Here is a 25,475-nt window from a genome sequence, read left to right as displayed (position 1 = left end):
CTTGTTGGATGATTTTTTAATAAAATTCTTGTAAAGTTTCAAGTATAAGTTCATCTGGCACGGATTTCAGTTCTACATTTCCAATGGACTGTATCAATACCATATGTATATGACTGTTTTGAGTTTTTTTGTCTTTTTTCATCCAATCTAACAGTTCTTCTGGGGAAACCGATGTTTGAATCTTTGTCGGAAAGCCGAAACGATTCCAGGCTTCTGACAAATCAGTGGTTAGATTCAGTTCCGGTTTCAACTTTTCACTTAATCTAGTTGCAAAAAGCATTCCTAGAGCTACTCCGTCTCCATGCGTTATTTTCCCATAGCCATAAGCTGCCTCAAGTGCATGACCGAGTGTATGGCCAAAATTTAAGATGGCACGCAAGCCCGTTTCTTTTTCATCACTTGATACAACTTCCGCTTTGATTTTAATTCCCTTTTCCAAACACACAAGCAGCTCGTCTTCTGTAAGGTCGTCCAGATTATTTATGGTTTTCTTTATCCAGTGATAGAATGCTTCGTCCCAGATAAGGGAATGCTTTATCACTTCAGCAAAACCTGAGCGCATTTCTTTTTCGGGCAGGCTCTTTAAGAAATCCACATCATATATGACCGCTTCCGGCTGATAAAAGCTGCCTATCATATTCTTCCCTAGGGGATGGTTGATGGCAACCTTTCCGCCGACTGCACTGTCATGCGCGAGGATAGTAGTAGGAACTTGGATAAATTTGATCCCCCTCATAAAGGTCGAGGCAACAAATCCTGCAATATCGCCGATCACTCCGCCACCTAGGGCGATGATGGCAGAATGGCGATCCAACCCATTTTCCAGCGCAAATGTTTGTATGGCATAATAATTTTCGAATGATTTTGCTTCTTCGCCATTAGGAAGAACATAGGAATGGACGATAAAATTTTGCGCTAAACTTGAGACTATTTCAGAAAGGTACAGGTCAGCTACTAAATCATCTGTCACAATTAGCACTTTACTAGGTTTCTTTTGAAAAGACCCCAATAACGGTGGCAGTTCTTGTATTGCCCCTTTACCTAAAAATACGGGATACTCCTTTGAATCAGTCTGAACGGTAACCTGATTCCAATTAGAATTTTGCGGCATGTTCTCGCATCCTTTGGACATTTTCCTTAATTAGGTCCATTCTGTCCTGTCCGAACTGTTCTATGATGGCTTGTGCTATTTCCCAAGCGACCACCGCTTCTGCTACCACACTTGCTGCTGGTACCGCACAACTGTCGGAACGCTCAATACTTGCCTGGAACGGTTCTTTTGTATCAATATCCACGCTTTGTAGCGGCTTGTAGAGGGTTGGAATTGGTTTCATGACACCTCTTACCACAATCGGCATACCAGTTGTCATACCGCCTTCAAAACCTCCAAGGTTATTGGATAGACGGTAATAGCCACGTTCCTCGCTCCAAGCAATCTCATCATGAACCTTACTTCCCGGAAGGCTAGCTGCTTGGAACCCTACGCCAAACTCCACTCCCTTAAAAGCATTGATGCTCATAATGGATGCTGCTACTTTAGCATCTAACTTTCGATCATAATGCACATAACTTCCTACTCCAGCAGGAACTCCTTCGACGATGACTTCTACAATACCGCCAATGGAATCTCCGTTTTCTTTAGCTGTGTCAATCGCATCCATCATCTCTTGCTCTACTTTTTTATCGTAGCAACGAACCGGGGATGCTTCGGTTTGCGCTTTTAAGTCATCTAGGTTGATGATAGGTTGAGGCTCGGCTTTCACTCCGCCAATTTCTGTAACATGTCCAGCTACCTTTATGCCTAGTTCAGCGAGGAACTTTCTAGCAACAGCACCTGCTGCTACCCTAACGGTTGTTTCTCTTGCGGAAGAACGCTCTAGGACATTCCTCATATCACGGTGACCATATTTAATCGCTCCATTTAAGTCTGCATGTCCAGGACGGGGCTTTGTCACCTTCCGTTTTACTTCGTCTTGGTCTTCTTTAGAAAGGGGCTCTATCCCCATAATCTTTGTCCAATGCTTCCAATCATCATTTGTTACCGCCAAGGTTATGGGAGAACCTAACGTTTGACCATGACGAACTCCACTCAGAATATCTACGGTATCCTTTTCAATTTGCATTCTTCTACCACGGCCATGCCCTTTCTGTCTTCTAGCCAGATCATCATTAATATCCTCGACAGTCAGTGGCAGCCCAGCTGGGACACCTTCCAATATGGTTGTCAATTGCGGTCCATGCGACTCGCCAGCAGTCAAATATCTCATCGTCATCAGCCTCTCCTTTATCTCTTTAAAGCTTTTAAGCGTGTAAGTGAAATTAATTATGTAATACTATATCACAAGTGTAGCGGATTGTTCTAGTAAAAAAAAGCAGGTTGTTGGGGAAAAGGGGAGAATTGCGGGTTTAGAACCGTTCTATTAGACAGATTGGGATCTTTTTGTTGGTGTTTGGGAGTTTAGATCTGTTCTATTAGACAGTTTAGGCTCTTCTTGAGGTTGTTCGGGCTTATAGAATCGTTCTATTGGACAGTTTGTGCTCCTCTTGTGGTTGTTCGGGCTTATAGAACCGTTCTATTAGACAGTTTGCGCTCTAATTGTGGTTGTTCGGGCTTATAGAACCGTTCTATTGGACAGTTTGGGCTCTTCTTGAGGTTTTTCGGGCTTATAGAACCGTTCTATTGGACAGTTTGTGCTCTTCTTGTGGTTGTTCGGGCTTATAGAATCGTTCTATTAGACAGTTTGCGCTCCTATCCATGCTATTCAGACTAATAGAACCGATCTAATTTACCGTTTAGACAGAATTGTATTTTAAATGTTATATCTTCCTGTAAAAAAACGTATCCACCACTTCGAAACCATATTTTGCAGGTTGGAAGATTTGTTCGGTACTGCCTACAAACAATATCCCACCCTTTTTTAGCGCATGACTGAATTTGTGATAAAGCTGCTCTTTCGCTTCCTCTGTAAAATAAATCAAAACGTTGCGGCAGACAATCAAGTCGTGTCCTGTTTCAAAGGCATCAGACAATAGATTAAGCCTTTTAAAAATAACAGTATTCTTTATTTCGTCTTTAACCTTATAGAAACCATCATGCTTATAAAAGTGCTTATTCTTGACTCCCACCGGTACTTCTTGAAGGGATTTTTCTTGGTAGGTCGCTAGCTTTGCCCTTGCAATCACGTTTGAATCAATATCGGTAGCTTTCACTCTTATATCTTTTAGTGGAAGGAAGTTACTGAGCACCATGGAAAGTGTATAGGGCTCCTCTCCTGTCGAACATGCCGCACTCCACACTTTTGGATTTTTGTTTTCCTTTAACATTATAGGGAGGATTTTCTCTTCTAATATCTCCCACCGCTTGTAATTGCGATAGAACTCCGAAACATTGATGGTCATTCGGTCTAGAAATTCAAAAAGTTCTTCGCGATCTTTATCGAGCAGACGATAATATTCATTAAAATTCTTCAGGCCCTTTTTTTCGTAGAGAGAGGTCAGCCTTCTTTTCATCTGCCCTTCTTTATACAGTGCCAAGTCAATGCCTGTCTTCTTTTTTACTTGTTCAATAAACTGATTGTAATCGTCCCTCATGTTATTCATCTACTTTCTCTCTATATCTGTAATTTCAGTATAGCTGATTTGAGAAAGGAGATGGGAGGTAGCTTCAAAAAATATTGCGATATACCTTCTACACTGAAATCTCAACCTTCAACCGTTTTACTGCAACCTTCTACATTTCCCAGAATACTTTCTACATTTCCCAAACAACCTTCTACCTTATAACTCACATGTTCTACAAATTAACCTTTCCCCTTAAAAAACCAATCACCGAAATTCGTCCACATCATCAAAAAATCAAAAAAACGCCGCTCTCAAAATGAGAAGGGCGCCTCTTATAAAGCGTTTTCAATTTATTACAAAAATTAGTAGATCCAGTTGTTTACGTCTCTTTTGTATTCAACAAGACCTTCGCCATTGAAGAAAAGACCGATTTCGCGCTCTGCACTCTCAGAAGAATCAGAACCGTGAATGATGTTTTTGCCAACGATTACGCCGTACTCTCCACGGATAGTTCCTGGAGCTGCATCTTTAGGGTTTGTAGCACCCATCATGTGACGCGCGGTAGCGATTACATTTTCACCTTGCCAAACCATTGCGAATACAGGACCAGAAGTGATGAAGTCTACAAGCTCTCCAAAGAAAGGACGCTCTTTATGTTCACCGTAGTGCTCTTCTGCCAATTCAGTTGGAATTTGCATTAATTTTGCACCAACAAGTTGGAAACCCTTTTTTTCGAAACGAGAAACGATTTCACCGATTAGGTTACGTTGTACGCCATCAGGCTTTACCATTAAAAATGTTTTTTCCATAATAATTTCTCCACCCCATTACGATTATGTAAGGTTAGGTAAACCCTAACCTAACAAAATATATCACGGTTTTTACAGTTTCGCAACAGAAGATGGAGAATTATCGTAATATTTTACAAAGTTCACGAAATTGGGTCTAATATTTCCGTTTTCCGATGTACTTTGCCACGTTGTTAAAGGTGCGTTTAGCAAGTCCGTTTGGAAGTTTCTCCAGCTCCTTAAAGGCCCTCTCTAAATAACGGTCACTAAGTTCAAAGGAACGGTCAATTGCATCAGACTTTTTAATCAACTCAATGATTTCCTTTATTTCTTCCGAACTGCTGTGTTCGCAAATAGTGCGGATCTTTACGTTCAATTCGGGCGATTCCATGGCATATAAAACAGGCAAGGTAATATTACCCTGTAGAAGGTCACTTCCGGCAGGCTTTCCGAGCTGTTCTTCGGTCGATGTAAAGTCTAGAATGTCATCTGTAATTTGGAAAGACATACCGACATAATAACCAAACCAATATAGGCTTTGATGAACAGTAGCAGGGACCCCGGATGTGATGGCCCCTAGCTGACAACTCACTGCAATTAGGATAGCGGTCTTTCTTTTAATTCTTCGCAGGTATGTACGCAGGTTTTGATCATAATTATATTTATCCCGAATCTGTTCAATTTCACCTTTACAGAGTTCAACAAGAGTATTAGAGAGGATGCGGTGAGCTTCAATGTCTTCTACTCTGGTCATCATTTCAAGGGATCTGGCAAAAATATAATCGCCTGTGTACATAGCAATACGGTTGTCCCATTTAGCTTTAATGGTCTCTTTACCACGCCTCAACTCCGCGTCATCAATGACATCATCGTGAACAAGGGATGCCATATGCATGAGCTCTAAGGCAACCGCCACATTCTTGACTTTATGAATGTCGTAAGTTCCGAGTTTTGCAGCCAATAGGACAAAGACTGGTCGGATTCTTTTCCCACCAGCCTGTAGCAAATGTAATGACGCCTCTTGCAACAAAGCACGTTCGGTTTGAATGGCGGCTTCTAATTCATTTTCAATTATTTGCAAATCATTATTTAAAAAAGAATACATCATCTTTAATTTCATGTAGGTCACCTTTACAAACTATTTTCTAGGTTTAACTCCTAAATGCATGGCAGCGACTCCACCGGTATAAGCCTTAACCTCAACTGGACGGAAACCTACTTTTTCATACATCATTTTTAGTTCTTTCATCCCTGGAAAGTCTTTGGCCGATTCATGTAACCAAGCATATTCATTATAGCTTTTGGCGAAAACCTTTCCAAGCATAGGCATTACGTATTGGAAATAAAGAAAATAGACTTGACGGAAGCCTGGCATAGTAGGTTGTGATGTTTCTAGGCAGACAACCTTTCCTCCAGGTTTGACTACCCTGTACATCTCTTTTAACACTTGTAAGTAGTCAGGTACATTACGTAAACCAAAACCTATCGTGACATAATCAAAAGTATTATCTTCAAACGGAAGTGCCATCGCGTTCCCATGAATCAATTCAATGTTGTTCATTCCAAGGCCTTTTACTTTTTCTTTGCCGATAGATAGCATATTTTCACTGAAGTCCAGGCCAACCACATTTCCATTTCGTCCAACTGCCTCTGCCATAGAGATGGTCCAGTCCGCTGTTCCGCAGCATACGTCCAATGCTTTTGCGCCATCTTCCACATTCATTCTCTTCATCGTATCTTTACGCCACGCGACATGACGTTGGAAACTGATGACTGAATTCATTTTGTCATAGTTTTTATATATTTTTTCAAATACGTTATGAACACGCTCTTCTTTAGATGGATGTTGCATGGCTTACCCTTCTTCCGCATACTTTTTTGATGAAAATGGTATTTCATAGAAAAGTTCTTGTATTCTTGCTTCTAATAAATTGTTCATTGTTGGGATGGTGTGCGTCAATTGTTCTATTTTTTGTTTGATATGATCAATATATCGATCAATAAGGTATAACATATATGTTTCCTGTTCTTTTGAGGCAACATCCTTTTCACCTTTTGAGAAAGCTATTCTTCGCAAAGTGTCAAAAAGGAAGGTTGATCTTTCATTACAGAAAAGTTTCCGCTCTTGAATTAAGCGCTTTAATAAAAGAAAGTTGCCGCCCAGTTCTTTTAGAAGCGAGTCGGAGAAAAAGCCAGAAACAGACTGAATAAGAGAGGATTCGATCTTCTCAAGACTGCTCATTAATGGTTCAATTCCTTCAAGCTCTTTATGATAATAGGCAATTTTATGCTCATTTATTTGTTTTATGGAATGTGCGAGTGTTTTTATCATGGAAATATCATTCACGTCTGCCAGAAGTCTGTAATAAAGGCCACTATAAAAATCCCCTGCCAATACAGTCAGTTGTCGACTTTTCTCATCGCCGACCTCTAGTTGACCTGCTTTTGCATTTGTCACCATATCATGGGTATCAAGGGCGATCTGTACAAGCATGGTTGATAATATGTATTGTTCTTTTTTTTCATCAGATATATCGATGGGCTCCAAGATAGAATAAAGCAGCAATAACTTATCCTCATCTATGGCAGGGTATTCAATATGTTTAATTAAATATGGATGTGTAATCAGATTATGTAGTTTCTCTTTTATTATGGATATATGTATATGACTCACTAAAGACCACCCTTGTTCCCTTTTCTTGACTGCCGTCTGTTTCACAAAAAGAATTACAGACGCTATAGTCGAACTAAAATAGACAAAGTTAATTATAGCACATTAGTGGAGCATATTGTTAAAATGGGCTATCTTTCTTTAGTTTAACCCGCTATTGAATAGATAATAAGAAAAGCAGAGAAATATTTATTCATCTGCTTTCTTACTCAGGATATATGATATTTTTTTGCGTCAGTCTGTTTCCATTTCTCCATGGGAAGATTGGATGAGCGCTTTGCCTCTTATCTTGATCGCGGAAGTGTGCTCTGTAAACTGGGCTATCATCACTTCTCCTCTGTCAAGCTTTTCCGAATGATGAAAGCGGGTGTCTGTTCCACGTGTAAGTCCAATGACACTTACGCCATCTTCCTTAGCTTTGATAACAATAAAGTCGTTCGTGTTAGATTTACTCATGACAATCCTCCTTCTAGTTTACAATATGAGGTTACCCTTTAATTAACGATAAAACTTCCGCTCTTGCTGCAGGATCATTTTCCAGCACACCACGGACTGCAGAAGTAATAGTTAATGCTCCCGGCTTCTTGACACCGCGCATAGTCATGCACATGTGCTCAGCTTCCACTACTACCATTACACCATGTGGATCAAGAGATTCTACAATGGATTCTGCTATGGTAGATGTAATTCTTTCCTGTAGCTGTGGTCTTTTTGCAACCGCCTCCACCGCACGGGCAAGTTTACTTAGTCCAGTAACTTTTCCCCCTTTAGGTATGTATGCTACATGGGCTTTCCCAAAGAAAGGTACCAAATGATGTTCACACATAGAAAAGAATGAGATATCTTTCACAAGTACCAATTCTTCATGCGCTTCCCCGAACACTGTCTTAAAATGCTCTTTAGGATCTTCATTTAATCCAGCAAATACTTCCGTGTACATTTTAGCTACACGCTTTGGAGTATCAAGTAGTCCTTCTCGATTAGGATCTTCTCCAATTGCTTCCAAAATCATTCTTACCGCTTCTTCTATCTGAGCCTTATTAACTTCTGTCATTTATTTATCCTCCTACATTACCGTTAAAATTAGCTGTAATGTGATTCTAGCATAAGTTTTTTTATAAAAGCAAAAATAAAGAGGCGCAAACTATGCGCCTCTTTAAGATGACATTCATTTGACTATGTAGCTGTCAATTATTTCACAGCATCCTTAAGTGCTTTACCAGGTTTGAAAGCTGGTACTTTGCTTGCAGCGATTTCGATCTCTTCCCCAGTTTGTGGGTTACGACCTTTACGCGCAGCACGTTCACGTACTTCAAAGTTACCAAAACCGATTAATTGTACTTTGTCACCGTTTTTAAGTGCGTCAAGAATTGTATCGAAAACAGCATCAACTGCTTTAGTAGCATCCTTTTTAGAAAGTTCACTAGCTTCAGCAACTGCATTGATTAAATCTGTCTTGTTCATGCCATTCACCTCCTCCCAAAGGAGTTATCGCTATTCTAAACCAAAATAGTATTTTAGTCTAGCAAAAGCCTTTAGTACTAACATTTGTTCACAATTTTGATTGATTCTATACATGGTAGAATCGCTTAATCTTGCAACTAGGCTTATATTAACTCATTAAACACTAGATTTCAACAAATTTCTCACAAAAAAGTGCTTCTAGAGGAATATTTCGCCAATTAAGAGAAGATTTTCTGTTTGTAGATTATCATAAGAACGCCTTTATATCAAGCGTTTCTCTGTTTTAATACACAAAAAAAGGCGGCCTATCTGTGTTATTTCCACAGATAGGCCGCCTTTAAACATATTCGACATTTTTCTACTCTGCCTTTTACTCCAGGCAACAGCTAGAAGTCTTATAGAATAATCGCAATTAGGCCGCCAGAGCCTTCGTTGATAATTCTTTCTAACGTTTCTTTTAGTTTGTATCTAGCGTTTTCAGGCATCAGTGATATTTTAGCATGAATTCCTTCTCTAACAATGGAACTTAAGGAGCGTCCGAAGATATCGGAATTCCAGATAGATAGTGGGTCATCCTCAAAGTCTTGCATCAAGTAACGAACAAGTTCCTCGCTTTGTTTTTCTGTACCGATAATCGGTGCGAACTCACTTTCCACATCTACTTTGATCATATGAATGGACGGTGCCACTGCCTTTAATCTGACCCCGAAGCGTGATCCTTGACGGATAATCTCTGGTTCTTCTAGGCTCATATCAGTCAGAGCAGGAGAAGCAATTCCATATCCTGTCTGTTTCACCATTTTTAATGCGTCGGAGACTTGATCGTACTCAGCTTTTGCATAAGCAAAATCTTGCATTAATTGCAGCAAGTGGTCCTTGCCTCGTATCTCTACTCCTACGACTTCTTTCAAGATGTGGTCATATAGATCGTCTGGAGCATATAAGTCGATTTCCGCAATCCCCTGCCCCATTTCTATCCCCGCAAGTCCAGCCCTGTCAATGAATTCATATTCACTGAACTGACCTACTACACGGTCCACGTCACGAAGGCGCTTAATATCCTTCACCGTGTCCTTTACAGCTTCCTGGTAACTCTCACGCAGCCAGTGGTTATCTTTCAGGACCATAACCCAACTTGGAAGATTAACATTCACTTCAAGTACCGGGAATTCAAATAGTGCTTCTCTTAATACATTGTAGACATCAGATTCTCTCATGCTTTCTACACTCATTGCAATAACTGGGATATCATATTTCTCACATAATTCTCTTTTTAATGCCTCGGTTTCCGGGTGATGTGGCTGTACAGTGTTGATTACCATGATGAATGGTTTCCCAACTTCTTTTAATTCCTCCACAACCCTTTCCTCAGCTTCAATGTAATCTCTGCGAGGAATTTCACCGATGGAGCCATCTGTTGCAATGACTACGCCAATGGTAGAATGTTCTTGAATTACTTTTCTTGTACCAATCTCTGCTGCCTCATGGAATGGAATTGGCTCTTCATACCAAGGAGTATTGATCATACGAGGACCATTTTCATCCTCATACCCTTTGGCACCAGGTACCGTATATCCCACACAGTCTACAAGACGGATATTTACATCAAGGCCCTCATCCACTTTAACCTTAACTGCCTGGTTAGGAACAAATTTAGGCTCTGTTGTCATAATCGTTTTTCCAGCAGCACTTTGCGGCAACTCATCTTGAGCACGCGCTTTATCAGACTCGTTTCCGATATTCGGCAGAACCACTAACTCCATGAACCTTTTGATGAAAGTTGATTTCCCTGTACGAACAGCTCCTACGACCCCTAAATATATATCGCCGCCCGTACGTTCAGCGATATCTTTGAAAATATCTACTTTTTCCAAGTGATTCCCTCCCGACATTTATCTTGGGATTTTCATTTTCTAGTAAGGATATAATCTATGACACTATATGTGTATGATGTTGTCCTAATTAAATATGACTACTTTAATAGAAAATTCATCCCGTTTCCCTCTTTATTTTTATATATGGTTAATAGCAAGAATTAGTGGGGCATTATGTTTCATAGAAATAAAACAAAAAACCCTTCTTTAGAATGTATTCTCTAAAAAAGGGTTCATGACAACTATTCTATTCTTTATTTAAAAAGACCGGTTCATTGTTCTCATCTATCGTGTAGGGAAGGGAAAATGCAGGTACAAACACGGAATGTTCCACGATAATGTCACGGATGTCATCCCCTGGTTTGTAACTATGTTCATGTTCTTTAAGAAAATCGTACAAGTCAATAGAATAATCCAATTGAGCTTGTCCTTCATTATTCAAGACAAATGGCAGGTTTTTACCGGATATCGGACTCTCTGCGAAAGGCTCTGATTCATAGCCAAGTTTTTCCCAATCCAATTTGAATGCCTGATCATTAATTACTTCTTTGATCGGTGCATATCCATTATTCGAGCGCTTGTACATATCAATTCTAATATTAATATCACGAATTTGTTCAGCCACACGAAGATCAATTAACTTCACTTTAGGGTCTTCTTCCACATCCACAAGCACATAAAGATAGACTCCTCCACTCTCATATGCCGTCCCAGGAGGTTCTTGTATGTATCGAGGGGATAATTTATTAAAATCGATTGGGTACTTTTGATAGATTGGTGTCTCCATATCCCTATCTTTTATGGGTAACAATCCCCCAGTTGCTTCACGGTATTGATCCACAGAGGACTGTACGGCTTCTAATTGATCTAAATAAGGGACCTGGTTTTCCTTTAAACGATCTTGAGGGTATAAACAACCCGAAAGGACGGTGCTTAACATCATTATTCCTACAAGTAGGAAGAACCTATTTAATTTCATAAATTATTCCTTCCTTCTTCATTATTGCTCCGGTACTGGACCACTGAATACTACATAAAAAATAATTAGGCCGGCAAGTAAAATCAATAAAAAAGCAACCGTATTCAAAATGCCTCTGATAATATTGTTTCTAACCTTAAATCTAGTAAAATAAACCGTTAAAACGGATATAATCATGAACCCCATCGCTACAAACGAAATCCACATCTTCATTAATGCAGGTGACATCCTCATCTCTCCTTTTCCGTGAAACATTATAGCATAAGATATACACTAAATGAAACAACAAAAAAGCTGAAGTAAAAGGGGCCATTTTTACTTCAGCATAAAAAGAAAGACTAAATAATCCAATCCCACAGCTCAACCAGTGATATCCTCATACACATCTTATGCGGCAATTTACATACATGCATCGCCAAATGCCTATTTATCGCAAAAAAGCTTGTAAAAATTATGGATTTCTTTCCTGAGCACCCTCCTATGGTTTCTTCTATATAAGTTATGCACTTGAATAGGATGGGTGTTTGTTTATTTTATGTATAGATACATTTAGAATAACCGGACAAAAAATACATTTTTTAAGTATATGACATTAGTTTGTTGTTAATCGCTGCTGTTCCTTTCCGCAAATGGCTTCGCTTTCCGCGGGACGGTGCCTTGAGCCTCCTCACAACGCTTCAGGGGTCTCAACCTACCGTTATTCCCCCGCTGGAGTCTACGCCATTTGCTCCAATCCACAGCTGAAAATTACATAAACGAAAAGTTAATGCTTATTCAATTAACTCAGTTAGATTGCTTTTCATAAACTCTTAGTGAATGAAGCCACCTAGTTGATTGTAGCGGAAGGCGCGCAGACGCCCGCGGGAGGAAGGGACAGGTGAGCCCCCGGAAGGCGAAGCCTGAGGAGGCTCACGGACCGCCCGCAGGCAAGCGAAGCGCCTGGAACGGAAATCAACCGAATTATCGACTTTCTTATACTTTTAGTAATGCCCTTAAACAAACAAAAGCCCCTCCGTAACACGAAGAAGGGGCTTCTAAATTTACTGGACTCTGTCACCAAGGAGCTGTGCAAGGTCGTCCAATTCGGTTGTTTTAGAGCGGCTCATTAACTCATCCACCGCATCTTTTGGATCCACACCGTCAAATAATACATGATATAGAGCAGATGTCAGTGGCATTTTCACTTGCAGCTTCTGGGAGAGCTGGTAGGCAGCCTTGGTTGTACGTACACCTTCGACGACCATGCCCATACTATCCAATACCTCTTCAAGCTTCTTCCCTTTACCTAACATGTTACCTGCTCTCCAGTTTCTGCTGTGAACGCTTGTACATGTTACGATAAGGTCGCCCATTCCTGTCAAACCTAGGAAAGTAAGCGGATTGGCACCAAGACAGCTTCCTAGACGAGCGATTTCGGCTAGCCCTCTTGTAATTAATGCAGCTTTCGCGTTATCACCATAGCCTAGTCCATCTGTAATTCCGGCAGCCAACGCGATGATATTCTTTAAAGATCCACCAATTTCTACACCAACCACATCACTATTCGTATAGACACGGAAATGCTGATTGATAAATAGATCTTGTACTTTTTCAGCAGCCGCAATATTTAAAGAAGCTGCTGTAACAGTTGTAGGTTGTCTCATACTTACTTCTTCTGCATGACTCGGCCCTGAAAGAACTACAACCGCTTCACGGATCGATTCCGGCAGTTCATCTTCTATCACTTCTGAGACCCTTAAGTGTGTATCAGGTTCAATCCCTTTACTTACGTGAACAAATAAAGCAGGTGCCTTCAAAAAGCCTTTTAATTGTTGGCACACTTCCCTCATCGCTTTTGTAGGCACTGCAAGCACAATGGCTTCTACAGATTCTACGGCCTCTTTCATAGACGTAAATCCTACAATTTTATCGGATAACTTAATATTTTTTAAGTATTTTTCATTCGTGTGACTTTGATTTATTTCATCAATTTGAGCTTGCTTATGTCCCCATAGACGTACTTCATGATTATTATCGGCTAGCACCATTGCTAGGGCAGTGCCCCAGCTTCCCGCTCCCAATACAGCAACCTTTTTCACTGACTCACTCCTCCCTTTTACTTTCGTGGACGTGCGATTAGTTTAATAGGTGTTCCTTCAAACCCAAATGCGTCTCTGATACGATTTTCCAAGAAACGTTTGTAAGAGAAGTGCAGAAGCTCAGGATCATTAACAAAAATAACAAAGGTAGGCGGTTTAACTGCAACCTGAGTTGCATAATAGATTTTTAATCGCTGTCCTTTATCGGTAGGCGTCGGGTTCATCGCAACAGCATCCATGATCACATCATTCAATACGGTCGTTACCACACGCATGGAGTGATTTTCACTTGCCATTTCAATTTTAGGAATAAGTGTATGAATTCGCTTCTTCGTCTTAGCAGATAAGAACACGATTGGTGCATAATCTAAGAATAAGAAGTGATCCCTAATTTTTTGCTCAAATTCCTTCATCGTCTTTTCATCTTTTTCCACGGCATCCCACTTGTTTACTACAATGACAATGGCTCTTCCCGCTTCATGCGCATAACCTGCTATTTTTTTGTCTTGTTCAATAATTCCTTCTTCTCCATTTATAACAACTAAGACAACGTCCGAGCGTTCAATGGCACGTAAGGCACGTAGTACACTGTACTTTTCTGTTGTCTCGTATACTTTCCCTTTTTTACGCATACCAGCTGTATCAATAATCACGTAATCTTTCCCGTCAAATGTGTAAGGAGTATCAATTGCGTCTCTTGTTGTTCCTGCGATGTCACTCACAATAACACGTTCTTCACCTAGTAACGCGTTCACTAATGAGGACTTTCCAACGTTAGGACGGCCAATTAATGAAAATTTGATGATATCCTCATCGTATTCTTCATCTTCATCTTTAGGGAAGTTCTCAATGACAAAATCAAGCAAATCTCCAAGTCCCAATCCGTGGGAACCTGAGATTGGAATCGGTTCACCAAATCCTAATGCATAAAAATCATATAATGTATCTCTCATATCAGGGTTGTCCACCTTATTTACGGCAACCACTACAGGCTTTTTAGAACGGTATAGTATTTTCGCTACCTCTTCATCAGCTGTTGTTAACCCTTCACGTCCGTTGGTCATGAAAATGATTACATCTGCCTCGTCGATAGCAATTTCCGCTTGTTCACGAATTTGCGTCATAAACGGTGCATCACTTATTTCAATTCCACCTGTATCAATAATATTAAAGTATTGGTTTAACCATTCACCGGAGCTATAAATTCTATCTCTAGTAACCCCTGGCACATCTTCCACAATGGAAATTCTCTCTCCAACAATCCTGTTAAATATTGTGGATTTACCCACGTTTGGTCTTCCAACAATCGCTACGGTTGGTTTTGGCATGGTGACCACCCTCCCATTTTTCTATAATTTATGTACTATTTCTTTCATACTTATTAATTGATTATCTTAGTCTTTACAAAAGGCTGTTTTAGGATACTTTATGGTATCTTCTAATAAAAGAAACCCTCCTACAAAGGAAGGTCTAACTTGAATAGTTTAACATTATTCCCCGCAATAAGGAAGTCTGACTTTTTCTAAATTCTTTTTAATGTTTCACGATAATATATAAATCATCACCCAACCCGTGTGCAATTCCATCTAGTATCGCCTCAAGGTTTGCTGCAATAAACTCCATTTCCTCTTTCGTTTCACAGGTGAAAATAGGCGCCCCTCCAGCTACTTTTGTGGCATTGGTCGTAATGACAGCAAGTATATATTTTTCCATTTCCATCCTACTTGTTCACCTTTTCCTTCAAGTTTTTCGTAGGCATTCTAATGGCATTTTCAAGCGTTGGTACCCGTTCAAGGATTGCCATACCTATTTTCAAGTCCTGTTCTTGTGGTAATAGGAACACTCCAACACGACCATCATCCAGATCCCTTTTTGCCAGCGGGACAAGTGCAGGCGTGCCCGAATCCCGATAGACTCCAAGCGCAGTTGACATGTCATGAAGAATTGCCTGTCTTTGGCCCAGGTTTGCTATTGTCGTTCTGGCATTGAAGTTTTTAGGCTTTAAAATAAACCCCATCCCATATTGCAATACTTCCTTTTGACGCTCGGGTAATCCGATATTCATGATATAAATATTATCAACATATAGACCTGCCCCATCAAAATGAGGCTTTACATACTCAATATCCACGATATCCTTCAACTGACCGCCAGTCATAAGTCTATGAGAAATTAAAGCAGCGGAAATACCGACAACTAACCCTACCCATATATTTGCAGCCAAATAAGCGAGCGTAGCTAAAAACGCGGTAATCATGACTAGATAGTTTCTTCCTTCAAAAGCAATAGCGATTCCCTCAATATATGTACTTCCTCTCGGCACCAATTCATATGCATCCAGTTCAGTAAGTGTGTTTCTTTCCATGTTCCTAACATCTCGAAATTGTGAAGCTGCCAAAGCCAGAAACGTAATTGCTGCAAACTCTTCTTCCATGATGGCCGGAACTGCAATAGTACCTAGACCCGAAGCAATGAAGGCGAGTGATAAGTGTATGATTTTCCCATGTAAATAGGTAGGATATTGACGATAATCCGTAACAAGCATGTGTAGCCTTGTCGCTAATCCTATCAATACCCCAAAAATAATGGGCAATGTGTATTCATTCATCCTTGTCTCTCCCTTACGCGCTTTTGTATTATAGAATCTAAATGTATAGTCACCGTTTCAAACATCATCCATGTCGCCATTCCTGCTGAAGATAAAGCAAGAACTGCCAAAAACTCAAATGTCCCAATAGCTGAATAAGAAAAGATACGGTCCATTACAATACTGCGTAAAATCTCACCAAATAAGACCCCAGTAAGCATAAATACGAATCTTTCTCTCCTTGATTTAAAAAGGAGTAAAGATAAGTATAAAATAATGGCGGACAGCAACCAGGTTCTATCTAAAAAAATCCAGACAGGATCATATATTTCAAATAAGATAAAACAAACATACGCCAATGCTATAGTGCAGATAGATAAATAATGTAAAATGTATTTTTGTTTCAATGATTTTACTAAAAGAATAAGAGCAATACCCGCCAATACAAGAAAGGAAGCAGTCACAGTGAATCCAAACATTTGTATAGTAGTAGTTGAACCTGCTATCACCACTAGGATTAATATAGACATAAATGTTCTGACTACAGATTTAGGGAAGAAAAACGTAATGATTATCCAACCTATCCAGCAAATAAAATAAAAGTATTGTCCTGTTATTTCCATTTTTCTTCCCTCCTCTCACCAAATCATTATGCCTAAAAAGAGATGATACTAATCATTAAACACAGTATGTTTTTATCGATTAAGCAAATAATATGAAACAGATTCTTAGAAAAGAGGTGATCATATGGGAAAAGATAGACAAGAAAGAAAATTGAAAGCCCAAAAGAGAACAGAATCAGATCGCGATCAATCTCTAAAGTATCCTGGTGCAACAGCTATGGAAGGTCCTGAAGGAGCTAGAGAGCGGAATAAATAAGATAAAACGAGGGTGAAAAGGTGATTGGAAAAAGCCGCTGTTGATTTCCGCAAATGGCTTCGCTTTCCTAGGGGCTGACGTGAGCCTCCTCGGAAACGCCTGCTCTTCTCCACCTAGCGCTATCTCCCTCAGGACAAGGAAAGCTTCGGTAGCAAAACATCGCACGAAGAAAATGCGTAGCATTTTCGAGGAGTCTTCGCCTTTTGCTCCAATCAACAGCTAGAAATTAGATGAACACAAGGTTAATCCTTTTTTCAGTTAACTCAAAAGCCTCTTCATAAATACTATGGTTAATGAAATCAACTGTGTTAAGTACTTCCTATTAAAAACGCCTTCTTTCTATTGTTCAGAAAGAAGGCGTTGGTATTTACTTTAATTTTGAATTGCTCTATTGCTGTAAGCTGAGCAGTCTACTCTACGCTGAGTCAACCAATGATACGTTTCTCCTTTAATGACGACGGGAGCTTGTTGTAATTGCTCAATGGTAGACGCCCCTAGAGCAGTCATCATCCATCTAAGTTCATCATGAGTATCATGAATTAATTGTATTAAAGCTTCTTGGCCTTCTTCCATAAATACTTTCAGGAAGTAACCTGCCATTCCAACCGCAGAAGCACCTAATGTTATCGCTTTGGCAATATCCAATGGTCTTTGAATCCCTCCAGAGCCGATAATCGACGTGCCGGGTAAAGCATGCTTCACTTCAGCAATGGATGCAGCGGTAGGTATTCCCCAAGCATTGAAGAAATCCAATCTTTGTGTACGGCGTTCATTTTCTATTTTAGAGAAGTTAGTCCCACCAAAGCCACTAATATCAATGATGGACACTCCTACATCTACTAATTTCTTAGCTGTCTCACGGCTAATACCAAAACCTGTTTCTTTAACAATTACCGGCACATCCAAGGAGTTTACTATTCGCTCAATTCTACCAAGGGCACCGGTAAAATCACGATCACCTTCCGGCATTACAAGTTCCTGGATAACGTTCAAGTGAATTTGAATAGCATTTGCTTCTAGCATGTGAACTGCCTTTTTTGCCTGATCAACAGTGGCCTCACTTCCTAAGTTTGCAAAAACTAGACCATCTGGATTGGCTTTTCTAACTATTTCATATGTAGCTGCCTCATCCTGATCTTTAATTGCTGACATTTGAGATCCTACAGCCAAGCCAATGTTGCAGACTTTCGCCACTTCAGCTAGTGCTTTATTGATTTCCCATGTTCTTTTGCCGCCTCCACCTGTCATTGCATTGATAAAAATAGGCGAACTTAGTGAAAGTTCGCCTATTTTTGTATTCAATTGTATGTCAGTGGTGGAGAGATCAGGCAAGCTTTGATGAACAAACATTACATCGTCAAAACCAGTCTGTCTTACTTGTCCAGTTGTTAATGCATGTTGTATATGGTCCATTTTTCTTTGTGCTCTACTCACCAGTAATCACCTTGACATCTTTATTTGTATATAGTTTATTATTTCTTAAGTTTGCTTAGTTTATCCCCAATCATTTCGCCTAATTGGAAGCCGCCAGTGTCTTCTGATTGATTATACTGACTGTAATCCTCTTCTTGTTCAGGCTCTTCCAATTCACGGATACTTAAGGAAATTCTTTGATCCGCTTCATTTATATCCAACACTTTAACTTGTACTTTATCGCCTTCTGTTAAAACTTCGTGCGGAGTACCGATATGCTTGTTGGAAATTTGGGAGATATGAACCAATCCTTCTACACCTGGAAGCACTTCTACAAAAGCTCCAAAGGAAACTAAGCGTTTTACAACACCTTCTGTTACACTGCCTGAGGATAGCTTTTCGGACACTTGTGACCACGGTCCAGGTAGAGTTTCTTTAATAGATAAAGAAATTCTTTCATTGTCACGATCAACAGAAAGTACCTTAACATTTACCTTTTGACCTTCTGTTACAACATCTGAAGGTTTTCCTACATGTTCATATGACAATTGAGAGATATGAACCAATCCATCTACTCCACCAATATCTACGAATGCCCCAAAATCAGTGATTCGTTGAACAGTACCTTCTAGGACTTGACCTGTTTCAATGGTATCTAACAATTGATGTTTTTTATTTTGCATCTCTTCCTCTACTACAGCACGGTGAGAAAGGATCACGCGATTTTTCTCTTTTTCCAATTCTACTACTTTAAATGTTAATGTTTTTCCCTTATAATCAGAAAAATCATCGACGAAGTAATTTTCAACTAAGGAAGCGGGAACAAATCCTCTTACGCCTAGGTCAACTACAAGTCCACCTTTGACAACGTCCTTAATTTCAGCCTCAAACACTTCCTTGGACTCGAATTTCTTTTGCAGATCTTCCCATGCCAAGTCAGCATCCACTGCTTTTTTCGATAGAACCAATAATTCTTCTTCTACTTTTGTTACTTTAAGTTGAAGCTCCTGGCCTTCTGAAACGACATCCGTCGCTTTTTCTACATGAAGGCTGGATAGTTCACTGATAGGGATGATACCATCTAGCTTGCTGCCCTCAATGGAAACAAGGACCTGTTTTTCTTCTACTTTTGTAACTGTTCCAGTCACTGTGTTGCCAACCTCTAAATTGTTAACTTCTACTTGATTCATGTCTTCCACCATCATTATTACCTCCTCCATACAAACCAGCTAATCCATTATTTATGTAAGTAACGGTAGACGTTACGTAAGCATGTCGGCATATGCCAATACATGCGAACTTAACAAAAGTTGCATCTGTTTCGTGTAATAATTCATAAATTAACGGATGTTAACTTACTTGATTGATCGGACAGATCAATTAGAACTGCCAGGTACTAAATAAGTAGATATAACCTTTTCAAGTTCCTACATAATTTAGCTTCCTTCTATTAACTTCTAATAAATAGGACATTTTGTCAAGTCAAAACTCTTAAACTATCTGTTTTTTTCGATAAGTTCCTTTATGGAATCCATTACCAATAAAGTGGCTTCTTCGGCTGAGATTTTCTCCAAACGATGTTGGGTGAAATCGATAGGCTCTCCATACACCACTTTTAAGGGTTGAAATTTTTTATAAGGTCCAATGATGGCACAAGGAACTACTGTTGCTTCGGAACGAAGGGCAAAAAAACCTGCTCCAGCCAATCCCTTACCAAGTTCGCCCGTTTTACTTCTTGTACCCTCTGGAAAAAGTCCCAAAACATGCCCCTCTTTCAACACTTTTAACGCTTTTCTCAATGCTTCCCTATCACTCATTCCTCTTTTCACAGGAAATGCATGCAACTTTGGAAGAATAGTCTTCAGGATTGGAACATGGAAGATTTCTTCCTTCGCCATAAAATGAACAGTTCTTGGTGATGTAATTCCAACAACCGGAGGGTCCAAATTATCAATATGATTAGAACAGATTAATACAGAACCCTCTTTTGGTATGTTCTCACTACCAACCACCTTAATACGATAGAGCGGCTTTAGCACTACAGAAACGATGAACTTGGCAAATGAGTAGAATGTCATGGTTATCTAGTCCCCTCATTTTGATGAACCAAATCCATTATTTTCTCCACTACTTGACCAATGTTCAAGGAAGTGGTATCAATTTCTTTCGCATCCTCTGCCTTTTGTAATGGGGCGATTTCGCGCTCGGAATCAAGTTTATCCCTTCTAGCAATTTCCTCTTTTAGTTTTTCAAGATCAGAGTCAAAGCCCTTTGATAGGTTTTCGGCATGTCTTCGATGTGCTCTTTCATCTACAGAAGCCAAAAGGAATACTTTTACTTCCGCATCAGGAAGCACATGGGTCCCAATATCTCTTCCGTCCATGACCACTCCGCCTCTTTTAGCTAGCACCCTTTGTCTTGCAACCATTTCTTCACGTACATGCTTATGCTTAGCAACAATTGATACATTATTCGTTACTTCATGCGTCCGGATTTGTTCTGTTACATCTTCATCATTTATGTAAACATGTTGTGTCTGGTTGTTTGCGATTCGAAGGTCGATATCCATCTTTTCTACTAGTTGCTGTAAAGATACCTCGTCTTCAAGGTTAACATCCTCTCGAATTGCCTGAAATGTTACCGCTCTGTACATGGCTCCTGTATCAATGTATAAGTATCCTAGTTTGTCTGCTACAATCTTTGCCACCGTACTTTTGCCTGCAGCTGCAGGACCATCAATTGCTATAGATAATTGTTGTTTCATAGTTCCTCCTGAATGTACCTTTAATCATTTTTCACATGAAAAAAGCAGGTCACCCTGCATGTTTCCTTAGACTTATTGCATGTATATTTTATCATACTCATCTACTTTGGTCGAATGTTTCTATATGTTCAACTATCTTCATGCCGCCTACTCCCTCATATTGAATGACTTTGCTTAAAAAAGGAGCAGAATCAGTATATAACAATAGTCCCTGAGCACAAATTAAACAGATTAATTGTATGACTATCAATTTAATGATAATCCGTTCCACTCTTTTCATATGATTCTCCTTCTATTTCACCGATCTCTTTTACTATTATTAATAGTATGGATGGAATTGGAAGGAATTATGCTAAAGAATGCGTTTTTCTTAATAACAGCTGCTGTTCGAAACAATATTTCATTAATACTTGCCTTTGAAATTCATTAATGGGATCGAATTGCAATGATGCTTTCCACCTATTCTTTGACGTTACTTCCACTAGTCTGATTATCTTACTTTTAAGTTTTAAATAGTGCGTCTCCCCATTATTTAGATGAATAACAAATGTGGTGAAAACGTGCCCTTCTTCAGGAAAACTAGCGTGTTCAGGCAAAATAAGTGCAGCCCCGCCGGCACTTATATCTTGTGTAAGCGTAATAAAAGGCGTGAAATGATGAGATAGTGGATGGACCGATACATCGATATTACTTTCGACCCTCACATACTGTCTCCTTTGCACTTTAAGCACTTGATGGTACCCTGGAAAAGACAATTGGACCATTGGTATCGCTTGCTTCAATCGTCCAAGAACTTCACTTTCAAATGTATAAGCAACACCTTCATCTGACACATAAGTGATTAGTAATTGCGTACCGTTCAATATGTATGTCGTTTTCCCATTCACGATATGTGCTGGATAGTCCACATAAAATTCTTTCTCTTTTACTTCCTGTACCTTACATCTATATTTTTCAACTTTATCATCGTTTTTCACTTGAAGTGTTAATACAACCCCTGGCTTTAACAAAAAATTGCCTCCCTTAACAAACCCGTTCTCTCTATATACTTATTAAACCATTTAACGAAAAAAAGGAAAAGCCAATTTTGACTTTTCCTCCATAAAATTACAAATCATACAAGAGTTCCGGGTTTTTTAACTTCTCCACTTTTTCTTCCCGTCCATCATTGGCATTGATGAAAATCTGGTAGGTATCATTATCAATTGTCCCCAAAAACTCATAACACAGTACTTCTTCCCCGAGGTCATTATTAATGATCGCAAGGGAATCTTCCATGATCATCACTTTATCATTTATTCTCTCCCTGGCTTCTTCAAGTGAGATGCCAGCTTTAGGTATCTCTCTTAAATGGTGGGACATTAAGTAATCTTTGGCAGAAAAGCCTACAATTTCACCAGTTTCCAGGCTTACTTTCATCTTGATGGAATCTGGATATATCCGTACTCCATCTACATTTGACACAAATGTGAAAATACCGAGTTTGTTGTATTCTACACTTTCATATAAATCCAATGTGTCAAAATTGTTTTGTTTCAAAAAGTTTCTTGCTTTTTCAGTTGCTTCGTTTAAACTGATGTTTTTCTTTTTTGATTCTTTGTTTTGGACTAAGTAAATAGGTATGCCACCTTTCTTGGCAATATCCATGTATGTGTCCTGTTGACTTTTATCTACAATTTTCAAACTGTAGAAACCAAACTTTGAACCTTCCCCGTTTTCTGTAATGGTGATTTTTTCATTACCTTCAAGTTCTAAGTATTTATCGGCAACCTTTTTTGCCTCTTCTTCTGTGATGGTTTTTCCTTGGAGCTGGCTGAAATCCTTATCTTCCTGATTCATAGAAGTAAATGTAGGTCCGAAGTCAGCTTCATCATAGCCTTCCACGTTTTTTTCCACCGTTTTAAAACCATCAATAATGGTATTATCTTGAGGCTGATCTTTTGCAGATAGAGCTAATTCTACATCCATCCAGCGCAAGTTGTTGCTCATAACCATGCTTTGAACTTTTCTCAGCTCTTGCTTTATTTCATCCGATTTTCGATAAAGCGCTTGAAGTGTACTATATTCATCTTCTGATAACGGATTTTTGTCCAAGTCCCTAACTGCAACTTGATACGTATAGTCTCCCGTTTTCGTCAAAAACTCTTCCGTTTTGTTAAAAGGTAAAAGTGTCAGAGGCAACTGCCCTACATCGTTTTGTGCTTCTGATGTGATTCTCCACACTTCGGCAAAGGAAGGGGAAAGTTGCTCTCTTGAACTCATTGCCAAGGTCGTTCCTATTTTGTCATGCAACAAATCTACATGATAAACAAGGTCATGAAAAGCACGCTGATAATTGTTTTCCGCATTAATGAGGACTGCGTTTTTATCTTGATGCTCTTGATAACCCCAGTAGCCTGTTCCTGCTACTGCAATTGCTAAAACAGCGATGATTACAAGTCTCAACATAATTCTTCACCCTCTTTTTTAGTCACAGAAAATGTGCTTTCCAATTCGCTTAATTTGTGGACGTCCCCAAATCCAACCACTTGTTGCCGTATCGGGATTAAAATAGTAGGTTGCTCCTTCGGATGGATCCATTCCGTTAATTGCATCGATGACGGCTCTTTTCGCCGTTTCATTTGGTGTTAGCCATATTTGTCCGTCTGCAACGGCTGTAAAAGCTAGCGGTTCGAAGATTACTCCTGAAACCGTATTCGGGAAAGTCGGTGAGTTAATGCGGTTCAAAATAACGGCCGCTACCGCGATCTGGCCTTCATACGGTTCACCTCGTGATTCCCCATAAACGGCATTCGCCATCAATTGGATATCATTTTCCGAGAACCCACCAGGCATATTGGTTGCACTTTGTGCTTCCCCTTCATCTTCTGCAGGTTGATCTTCAGGAGCTGGCTGCTCTTCAGGTGCCGGTGCTTGTTCTTGTGGCGCAGGTTGTTGTTGCTCGGGTGCTGGTTGCTCTTGTTGCTGTCCCGGAGCTGGCTGTTGTTGATCAGGAGCAGGTTTCCCTTGATCTTTTTGCGGGGCAGGAGCTGGTTTTTGATATTGCGTTTTTTGCTTTGCCCATTGATTTGTTGCTCCTTGCTTTGCTTTTTCAACAGTCGCCTGAGATGGCTCTACTTGATACTTAAGTTCCATACCTCCGTAGTGGGTAAATCTCTTACCGGAATTTATCTGTTGATGTACCCAATCTTTATAAAACTTTGTGGATTTATGAAGCATTTCTTTCGTTTTAGGCCCTACAAGCCCATCAACTTGGTCTAAACCGAATTCTTGCTGAAAGTTTTTCACCGCCCAATATGTGCTCCATCCATATACACCATCAATCCTTGCATGGTAATAACCGTTATATTGGAGGCGTGCTTGCAATTCGACAACATCATTCCCCGTCGCACCTTTTTGAATGATTTGCTCAGAGAAGGCACTGACTGAGTTTTGATTTATCGTAAATAACATACATGTGCTAAAAAGAAACATACATGAAATTAACAGTAACCGTTTCACCTTACATTTCCTCCTTTGACTTCTTTAAACAATTGTTACAATGTATTTTCTGTAGATATTGGTATTTTATACAGGTTCATTTGGAGAAAAGAGGTATTCCATAAAATGGATTTCCCTCATAAAAAATAGTCCGCCACAACGTTTTTGAATTTCACGTTTGTGCGGACTATATTTCTACCGTATTTGCCAGCTTGACTTTTCTTAGGCCGAGCCACCATAGGAAAACCATAAATGGAACCATATATAATCCCCAATATTTCTGGGAGAGGATAATCATGTCATACATACCGTGCAAAAAAATCGGGGTCAATAATGACAATGCAAGGCATATCTTTTTATGTTTGATATTTGTGTTGAATTTCCCTTTTCCAAGGTAGTACCCCATTATAACGCCGAATAAGGCATGACTTGATACAGGAAGTATGGCTCTGCCTAACGCGAGCTCCACTCCATTTGCAACCAAGAAGAGAATATTTTCTGCCGTAGCGAAGCCGAGTGATACAGCTACACCGTAAACGATTCCATCGTAGTGCTCATCAAAATGCAGGTTTTGATAGACAAGGTAAATGAGGATAAACCATTTAAAAAACTCTTCTAGTAGACCTGACAATAGGAATGCCTTTATTAAATGAGATGTGACTCCAAGCTCAAGTTCTATAACATATTGCATGAACATGAGGGGAAACACAAGTAAAGCCCCAAACATAAAAATTTTAAATACATAGGTGATTGGTTCTTTTTTAAAAGTATCCTTTAAATAAAAATAAGACAACAATGCTAAGCCTGGAGCAATCCCGGCGGACACAACTGCCAGCATAAATAAGCCTCGTTTCAATCTGTTTTTTTTTATCGTATCATGTTATCGTAATTATTGAAATAAGATGTCTAAACTTTTGGGAATTGTTTGTAAAATAAA

28 protein-coding genes are annotated in these 25,475 nt (G+C 39.6%); 1 reads left to right on the top strand and 27 read right to left on the bottom strand.

What is annotated here, in order from left to right:
- Positions 1-16 precede the first annotated feature (16 nt).
- The 18 genes from aroB to HF078_RS13310 all read right to left on the bottom strand — a co-directional run bounded on the left by aroB (position 17) and on the right by HF078_RS13310 (position 16,625).
- Positions 17-1,111, bottom strand: a complete 1,095-nt coding sequence (gene aroB, locus HF078_RS13395; protein WP_169291601.1) for a 3-dehydroquinate synthase — start codon at positions 1,109-1,111, stop codon at positions 17-19.
- Entirely contained in the window at positions 1,095-2,267 is a 1,173-nt protein-coding gene (aroC, locus tag HF078_RS13390; RefSeq protein ID WP_169291669.1) for a chorismate synthase, read from the bottom strand. The genes aroB and aroC overlap by 17 nt, the downstream gene beginning before the upstream one ends.
- Before the next feature lie 550 nt (positions 2,268-2,817).
- On the bottom strand, positions 2,818-3,600 hold the full coding sequence (locus HF078_RS13385; RefSeq protein ID WP_169291600.1) for a CheR family methyltransferase: 783 nt from the start codon (positions 3,598-3,600) through the stop codon (positions 2,818-2,820).
- Between the two features lie 323 nt (positions 3,601-3,923).
- Positions 3,924-4,370, bottom strand: a complete 447-nt coding sequence (ndk, locus tag HF078_RS13380; RefSeq protein WP_060663963.1) for a nucleoside-diphosphate kinase — start codon at positions 4,368-4,370, stop codon at positions 3,924-3,926.
- A 136-nt stretch (positions 4,371-4,506) separates the two neighbouring features.
- The gene (gene hepT, locus HF078_RS13375; RefSeq protein ID WP_169291599.1) at positions 4,507-5,469 is read right to left on the bottom strand and encodes a heptaprenyl diphosphate synthase component II; all 963 of its coding nucleotides are present in this window, start codon (positions 5,467-5,469) and stop codon (positions 4,507-4,509) included.
- 18 nt (positions 5,470-5,487) lie between these two features.
- Positions 5,488-6,201, bottom strand: a complete 714-nt coding sequence (locus tag HF078_RS13370) for a demethylmenaquinone methyltransferase (RefSeq protein WP_169291598.1) — start codon at positions 6,199-6,201, stop codon at positions 5,488-5,490.
- 3 nt (positions 6,202-6,204) lie between these two features.
- Positions 6,205-7,023, bottom strand: coding sequence for a heptaprenyl diphosphate synthase component 1 (locus HF078_RS13365; RefSeq protein ID WP_169291597.1), 819 nt, complete (start codon positions 7,021-7,023; stop codon positions 6,205-6,207).
- Positions 7,024-7,254: 231 nt separating this feature from the next.
- Positions 7,255-7,476, bottom strand: coding sequence for a trp RNA-binding attenuation protein MtrB (mtrB, locus tag HF078_RS13360; RefSeq protein WP_169291596.1), 222 nt, complete (start codon positions 7,474-7,476; stop codon positions 7,255-7,257).
- 31 nt (positions 7,477-7,507) lie between these two features.
- Positions 7,508-8,074, bottom strand: a complete 567-nt coding sequence (folE, locus tag HF078_RS13355) for a GTP cyclohydrolase I FolE (RefSeq protein ID WP_060663968.1) — start codon at positions 8,072-8,074, stop codon at positions 7,508-7,510.
- 137 nt (positions 8,075-8,211) lie between these two features.
- On the bottom strand, positions 8,212-8,484 hold the full coding sequence (hbs, locus tag HF078_RS13350) for a non-specific DNA-binding protein Hbs (RefSeq protein WP_010193643.1): 273 nt from the start codon (positions 8,482-8,484) through the stop codon (positions 8,212-8,214).
- 395 nt (positions 8,485-8,879) lie between these two features.
- On the bottom strand, positions 8,880-10,358 hold the full coding sequence (gene spoIVA / locus HF078_RS13345) for a stage IV sporulation protein A (RefSeq protein WP_010193642.1): 1,479 nt from the start codon (positions 10,356-10,358) through the stop codon (positions 8,880-8,882).
- Between the two features lie 247 nt (positions 10,359-10,605).
- Positions 10,606-11,337: a hypothetical protein gene (locus HF078_RS13340; RefSeq protein ID WP_169291595.1), complete on the bottom strand. Its 732-nt coding sequence runs from the start codon at positions 11,335-11,337 to the stop codon at positions 10,606-10,608.
- A gap of 21 nt (positions 11,338-11,358) precedes the next feature.
- A complete protein-coding gene (locus HF078_RS13335) occupies positions 11,359-11,565 on the bottom strand; it encodes a DUF2768 domain-containing protein (RefSeq protein WP_148988353.1) in 207 nt (68 codons plus the stop codon).
- Positions 11,566-12,377: 812 nt separating this feature from the next.
- A complete protein-coding gene (locus HF078_RS13330; RefSeq protein WP_169291594.1) occupies positions 12,378-13,415 on the bottom strand; it encodes an NAD(P)H-dependent glycerol-3-phosphate dehydrogenase in 1,038 nt (345 codons plus the stop codon).
- Between the two features lie 17 nt (positions 13,416-13,432).
- Entirely contained in the window at positions 13,433-14,743 is a 1,311-nt protein-coding gene (der, locus tag HF078_RS13325) for a ribosome biogenesis GTPase Der (protein ID WP_168864967.1), read from the bottom strand.
- A 205-nt stretch (positions 14,744-14,948) separates the two neighbouring features.
- On the bottom strand, positions 14,949-15,134 hold the full coding sequence (locus HF078_RS13320; protein WP_169291593.1) for a capping complex subunit for YIEGIA: 186 nt from the start codon (positions 15,132-15,134) through the stop codon (positions 14,949-14,951).
- Position 15,135: 1 nt separating this feature from the next.
- Positions 15,136-16,023 carry a YIEGIA family protein gene (locus HF078_RS13315; protein WP_169291592.1) on the bottom strand — a complete coding sequence of 296 codons (888 nt, stop codon included), beginning with the start codon at positions 16,021-16,023 and terminating at the stop codon, positions 15,136-15,138.
- Positions 16,020-16,625 (bottom strand): YphA family membrane protein, encoded by a 606-nt coding sequence (locus HF078_RS13310; RefSeq protein ID WP_169291591.1) that lies wholly within the window; start codon positions 16,623-16,625, stop codon positions 16,020-16,022. The genes HF078_RS13315 and HF078_RS13310 overlap by 4 nt, the downstream gene beginning before the upstream one ends.
- A gap of 124 nt (positions 16,626-16,749) precedes the next feature.
- Between HF078_RS13310 and HF078_RS13305 the strand changes: the two genes are divergently transcribed.
- Positions 16,750-16,881 carry a YpzI family protein gene (locus tag HF078_RS13305; protein WP_169291590.1) on the top strand — a complete coding sequence of 44 codons (132 nt, stop codon included), beginning with the start codon at positions 16,750-16,752 and terminating at the stop codon, positions 16,879-16,881.
- A 372-nt stretch (positions 16,882-17,253) separates the two neighbouring features.
- On the opposite strand, the gene fni is transcribed toward HF078_RS13305, so the two are convergent.
- From fni to prsW, 9 genes are all read right to left on the bottom strand, one after another.
- On the bottom strand, positions 17,254-18,315 hold the full coding sequence (gene fni, locus HF078_RS13300) for a type 2 isopentenyl-diphosphate Delta-isomerase (protein WP_169291589.1): 1,062 nt from the start codon (positions 18,313-18,315) through the stop codon (positions 17,254-17,256).
- Between the two features lie 38 nt (positions 18,316-18,353).
- Entirely contained in the window at positions 18,354-19,496 is a 1,143-nt protein-coding gene (gene rpsA / locus HF078_RS13295) for a 30S ribosomal protein S1 (protein ID WP_169291668.1), read from the bottom strand.
- Between the two features lie 294 nt (positions 19,497-19,790).
- Positions 19,791-20,372 (bottom strand): lysophospholipid acyltransferase family protein, encoded by a 582-nt coding sequence (locus HF078_RS13290; RefSeq protein ID WP_169291588.1) that lies wholly within the window; start codon positions 20,370-20,372, stop codon positions 19,791-19,793.
- Between the two features lie 2 nt (positions 20,373-20,374).
- Entirely contained in the window at positions 20,375-21,058 is a 684-nt protein-coding gene (cmk, locus tag HF078_RS13285; protein WP_169291587.1) for a (d)CMP kinase, read from the bottom strand.
- A 97-nt stretch (positions 21,059-21,155) separates the two neighbouring features.
- Positions 21,156-21,338, bottom strand: a complete 183-nt coding sequence (locus HF078_RS13280; RefSeq protein ID WP_168862874.1) for a YpfB family protein — start codon at positions 21,336-21,338, stop codon at positions 21,156-21,158.
- Between the two features lie 67 nt (positions 21,339-21,405).
- Positions 21,406-22,068 carry a flagellar brake protein gene (locus HF078_RS13275; RefSeq protein WP_169291586.1) on the bottom strand — a complete coding sequence of 221 codons (663 nt, stop codon included), beginning with the start codon at positions 22,066-22,068 and terminating at the stop codon, positions 21,406-21,408.
- A 97-nt stretch (positions 22,069-22,165) separates the two neighbouring features.
- Positions 22,166-23,506 (bottom strand): germination protein YpeB, encoded by a 1,341-nt coding sequence (gene ypeB, locus HF078_RS13270; protein ID WP_169291585.1) that lies wholly within the window; start codon positions 23,504-23,506, stop codon positions 22,166-22,168.
- A gap of 18 nt (positions 23,507-23,524) precedes the next feature.
- Complete coding sequence (sleB, locus tag HF078_RS13265) at positions 23,525-24,532, bottom strand: spore cortex-lytic enzyme (RefSeq protein WP_169291667.1); 1,008 nt, start codon at positions 24,530-24,532, stop codon at positions 23,525-23,527.
- 193 nt (positions 24,533-24,725) lie between these two features.
- A complete protein-coding gene (gene prsW, locus HF078_RS13260) occupies positions 24,726-25,376 on the bottom strand; it encodes a glutamic-type intramembrane protease PrsW (RefSeq protein ID WP_169291584.1) in 651 nt (216 codons plus the stop codon).
- Positions 25,377-25,475: the final 99 nt, after the last annotated feature.

Origin of the sequence: Bacillus sp. RO2 (assembly GCF_012911845.1) — a bacterium.
Lineage (GTDB): Bacteria > Bacillota > Bacilli > Bacillales > Bacillaceae_I > Sutcliffiella_A.
Note: the sequence above shows the minus strand (reverse complement) of the source record. Positions and strands in the feature narration are given on the sequence as shown.

Bases quoted from the DNA above. Each gene is read 5' to 3' on its own strand.
- aroB (WP_169291601.1), bottom strand. From the start codon at position 1,111: ATGCCGCAAAATTCTAATTGGAATCAGGTTACCGTTCAGACTGATTCA.
- aroC (WP_169291669.1), bottom strand. From the start codon at position 2,267: ATGAGATATTTGACTGCTGGCGAGTCGCATGGACCGCAATTGACAACC.
- HF078_RS13385 (WP_169291600.1), bottom strand. From the start codon at position 3,600: ATGAATAACATGAGGGACGATTACAATCAGTTTATTGAACAAGTAAAA.
- ndk (WP_060663963.1), bottom strand. From the start codon at position 4,370: ATGGAAAAAACATTTTTAATGGTAAAGCCTGATGGCGTACAACGTAAC.
- hepT (WP_169291599.1), bottom strand. From the start codon at position 5,469: ATGAAATTAAAGATGATGTATTCTTTTTTAAATAATGATTTGCAAATA.
- HF078_RS13370 (WP_169291598.1), bottom strand. From the start codon at position 6,201: ATGCAACATCCATCTAAAGAAGAGCGTGTTCATAACGTATTTGAAAAA.
- mtrB (WP_169291596.1), bottom strand. From the start codon at position 7,476: ATGAGTAAATCTAACACGAACGACTTTATTGTTATCAAAGCTAAGGAA.
- folE (WP_060663968.1), bottom strand. From the start codon at position 8,074: ATGACAGAAGTTAATAAGGCTCAGATAGAAGAAGCGGTAAGAATGATT.
- hbs (WP_010193643.1), bottom strand. From the start codon at position 8,484: ATGAACAAGACAGATTTAATCAATGCAGTTGCTGAAGCTAGTGAACTT.
- HF078_RS13340 (WP_169291595.1), bottom strand. From the start codon at position 11,337: ATGAAATTAAATAGGTTCTTCCTACTTGTAGGAATAATGATGTTAAGC.
- HF078_RS13335 (WP_148988353.1), bottom strand. From the start codon at position 11,565: ATGTCACCTGCATTAATGAAGATGTGGATTTCGTTTGTAGCGATGGGG.
- der (WP_168864967.1), bottom strand. From the start codon at position 14,743: ATGCCAAAACCAACCGTAGCGATTGTTGGAAGACCAAACGTGGGTAAA.
- HF078_RS13320 (WP_169291593.1), bottom strand. From the start codon at position 15,134: ATGGAAATGGAAAAATATATACTTGCTGTCATTACGACCAATGCCACA.
- HF078_RS13315 (WP_169291592.1), bottom strand. From the start codon at position 16,023: ATGAATGAATACACATTGCCCATTATTTTTGGGGTATTGATAGGATTA.
- HF078_RS13310 (WP_169291591.1), bottom strand. From the start codon at position 16,625: ATGGAAATAACAGGACAATACTTTTATTTTATTTGCTGGATAGGTTGG.
- HF078_RS13305 (WP_169291590.1), top strand. From the start codon at position 16,750: ATGGGAAAAGATAGACAAGAAAGAAAATTGAAAGCCCAAAAGAGAACA.
- rpsA (WP_169291668.1), bottom strand. From the start codon at position 19,496: ATGGTGGAAGACATGAATCAAGTAGAAGTTAACAATTTAGAGGTTGGC.
- HF078_RS13290 (WP_169291588.1), bottom strand. From the start codon at position 20,372: ATGACATTCTACTCATTTGCCAAGTTCATCGTTTCTGTAGTGCTAAAG.
- cmk (WP_169291587.1), bottom strand. From the start codon at position 21,058: ATGAAACAACAATTATCTATAGCAATTGATGGTCCTGCAGCTGCAGGC.
- HF078_RS13280 (WP_168862874.1), bottom strand. From the start codon at position 21,338: ATGAAAAGAGTGGAACGGATTATCATTAAATTGATAGTCATACAATTA.
- ypeB (WP_169291585.1), bottom strand. From the start codon at position 23,506: ATGTTGAGACTTGTAATCATCGCTGTTTTAGCAATTGCAGTAGCAGGA.
- sleB (WP_169291667.1), bottom strand. From the start codon at position 24,532: ATGTTTCTTTTTAGCACATGTATGTTATTTACGATAAATCAAAACTCA.
- prsW (WP_169291584.1), bottom strand. From the start codon at position 25,376: ATGCTGGCAGTTGTGTCCGCCGGGATTGCTCCAGGCTTAGCATTGTTG.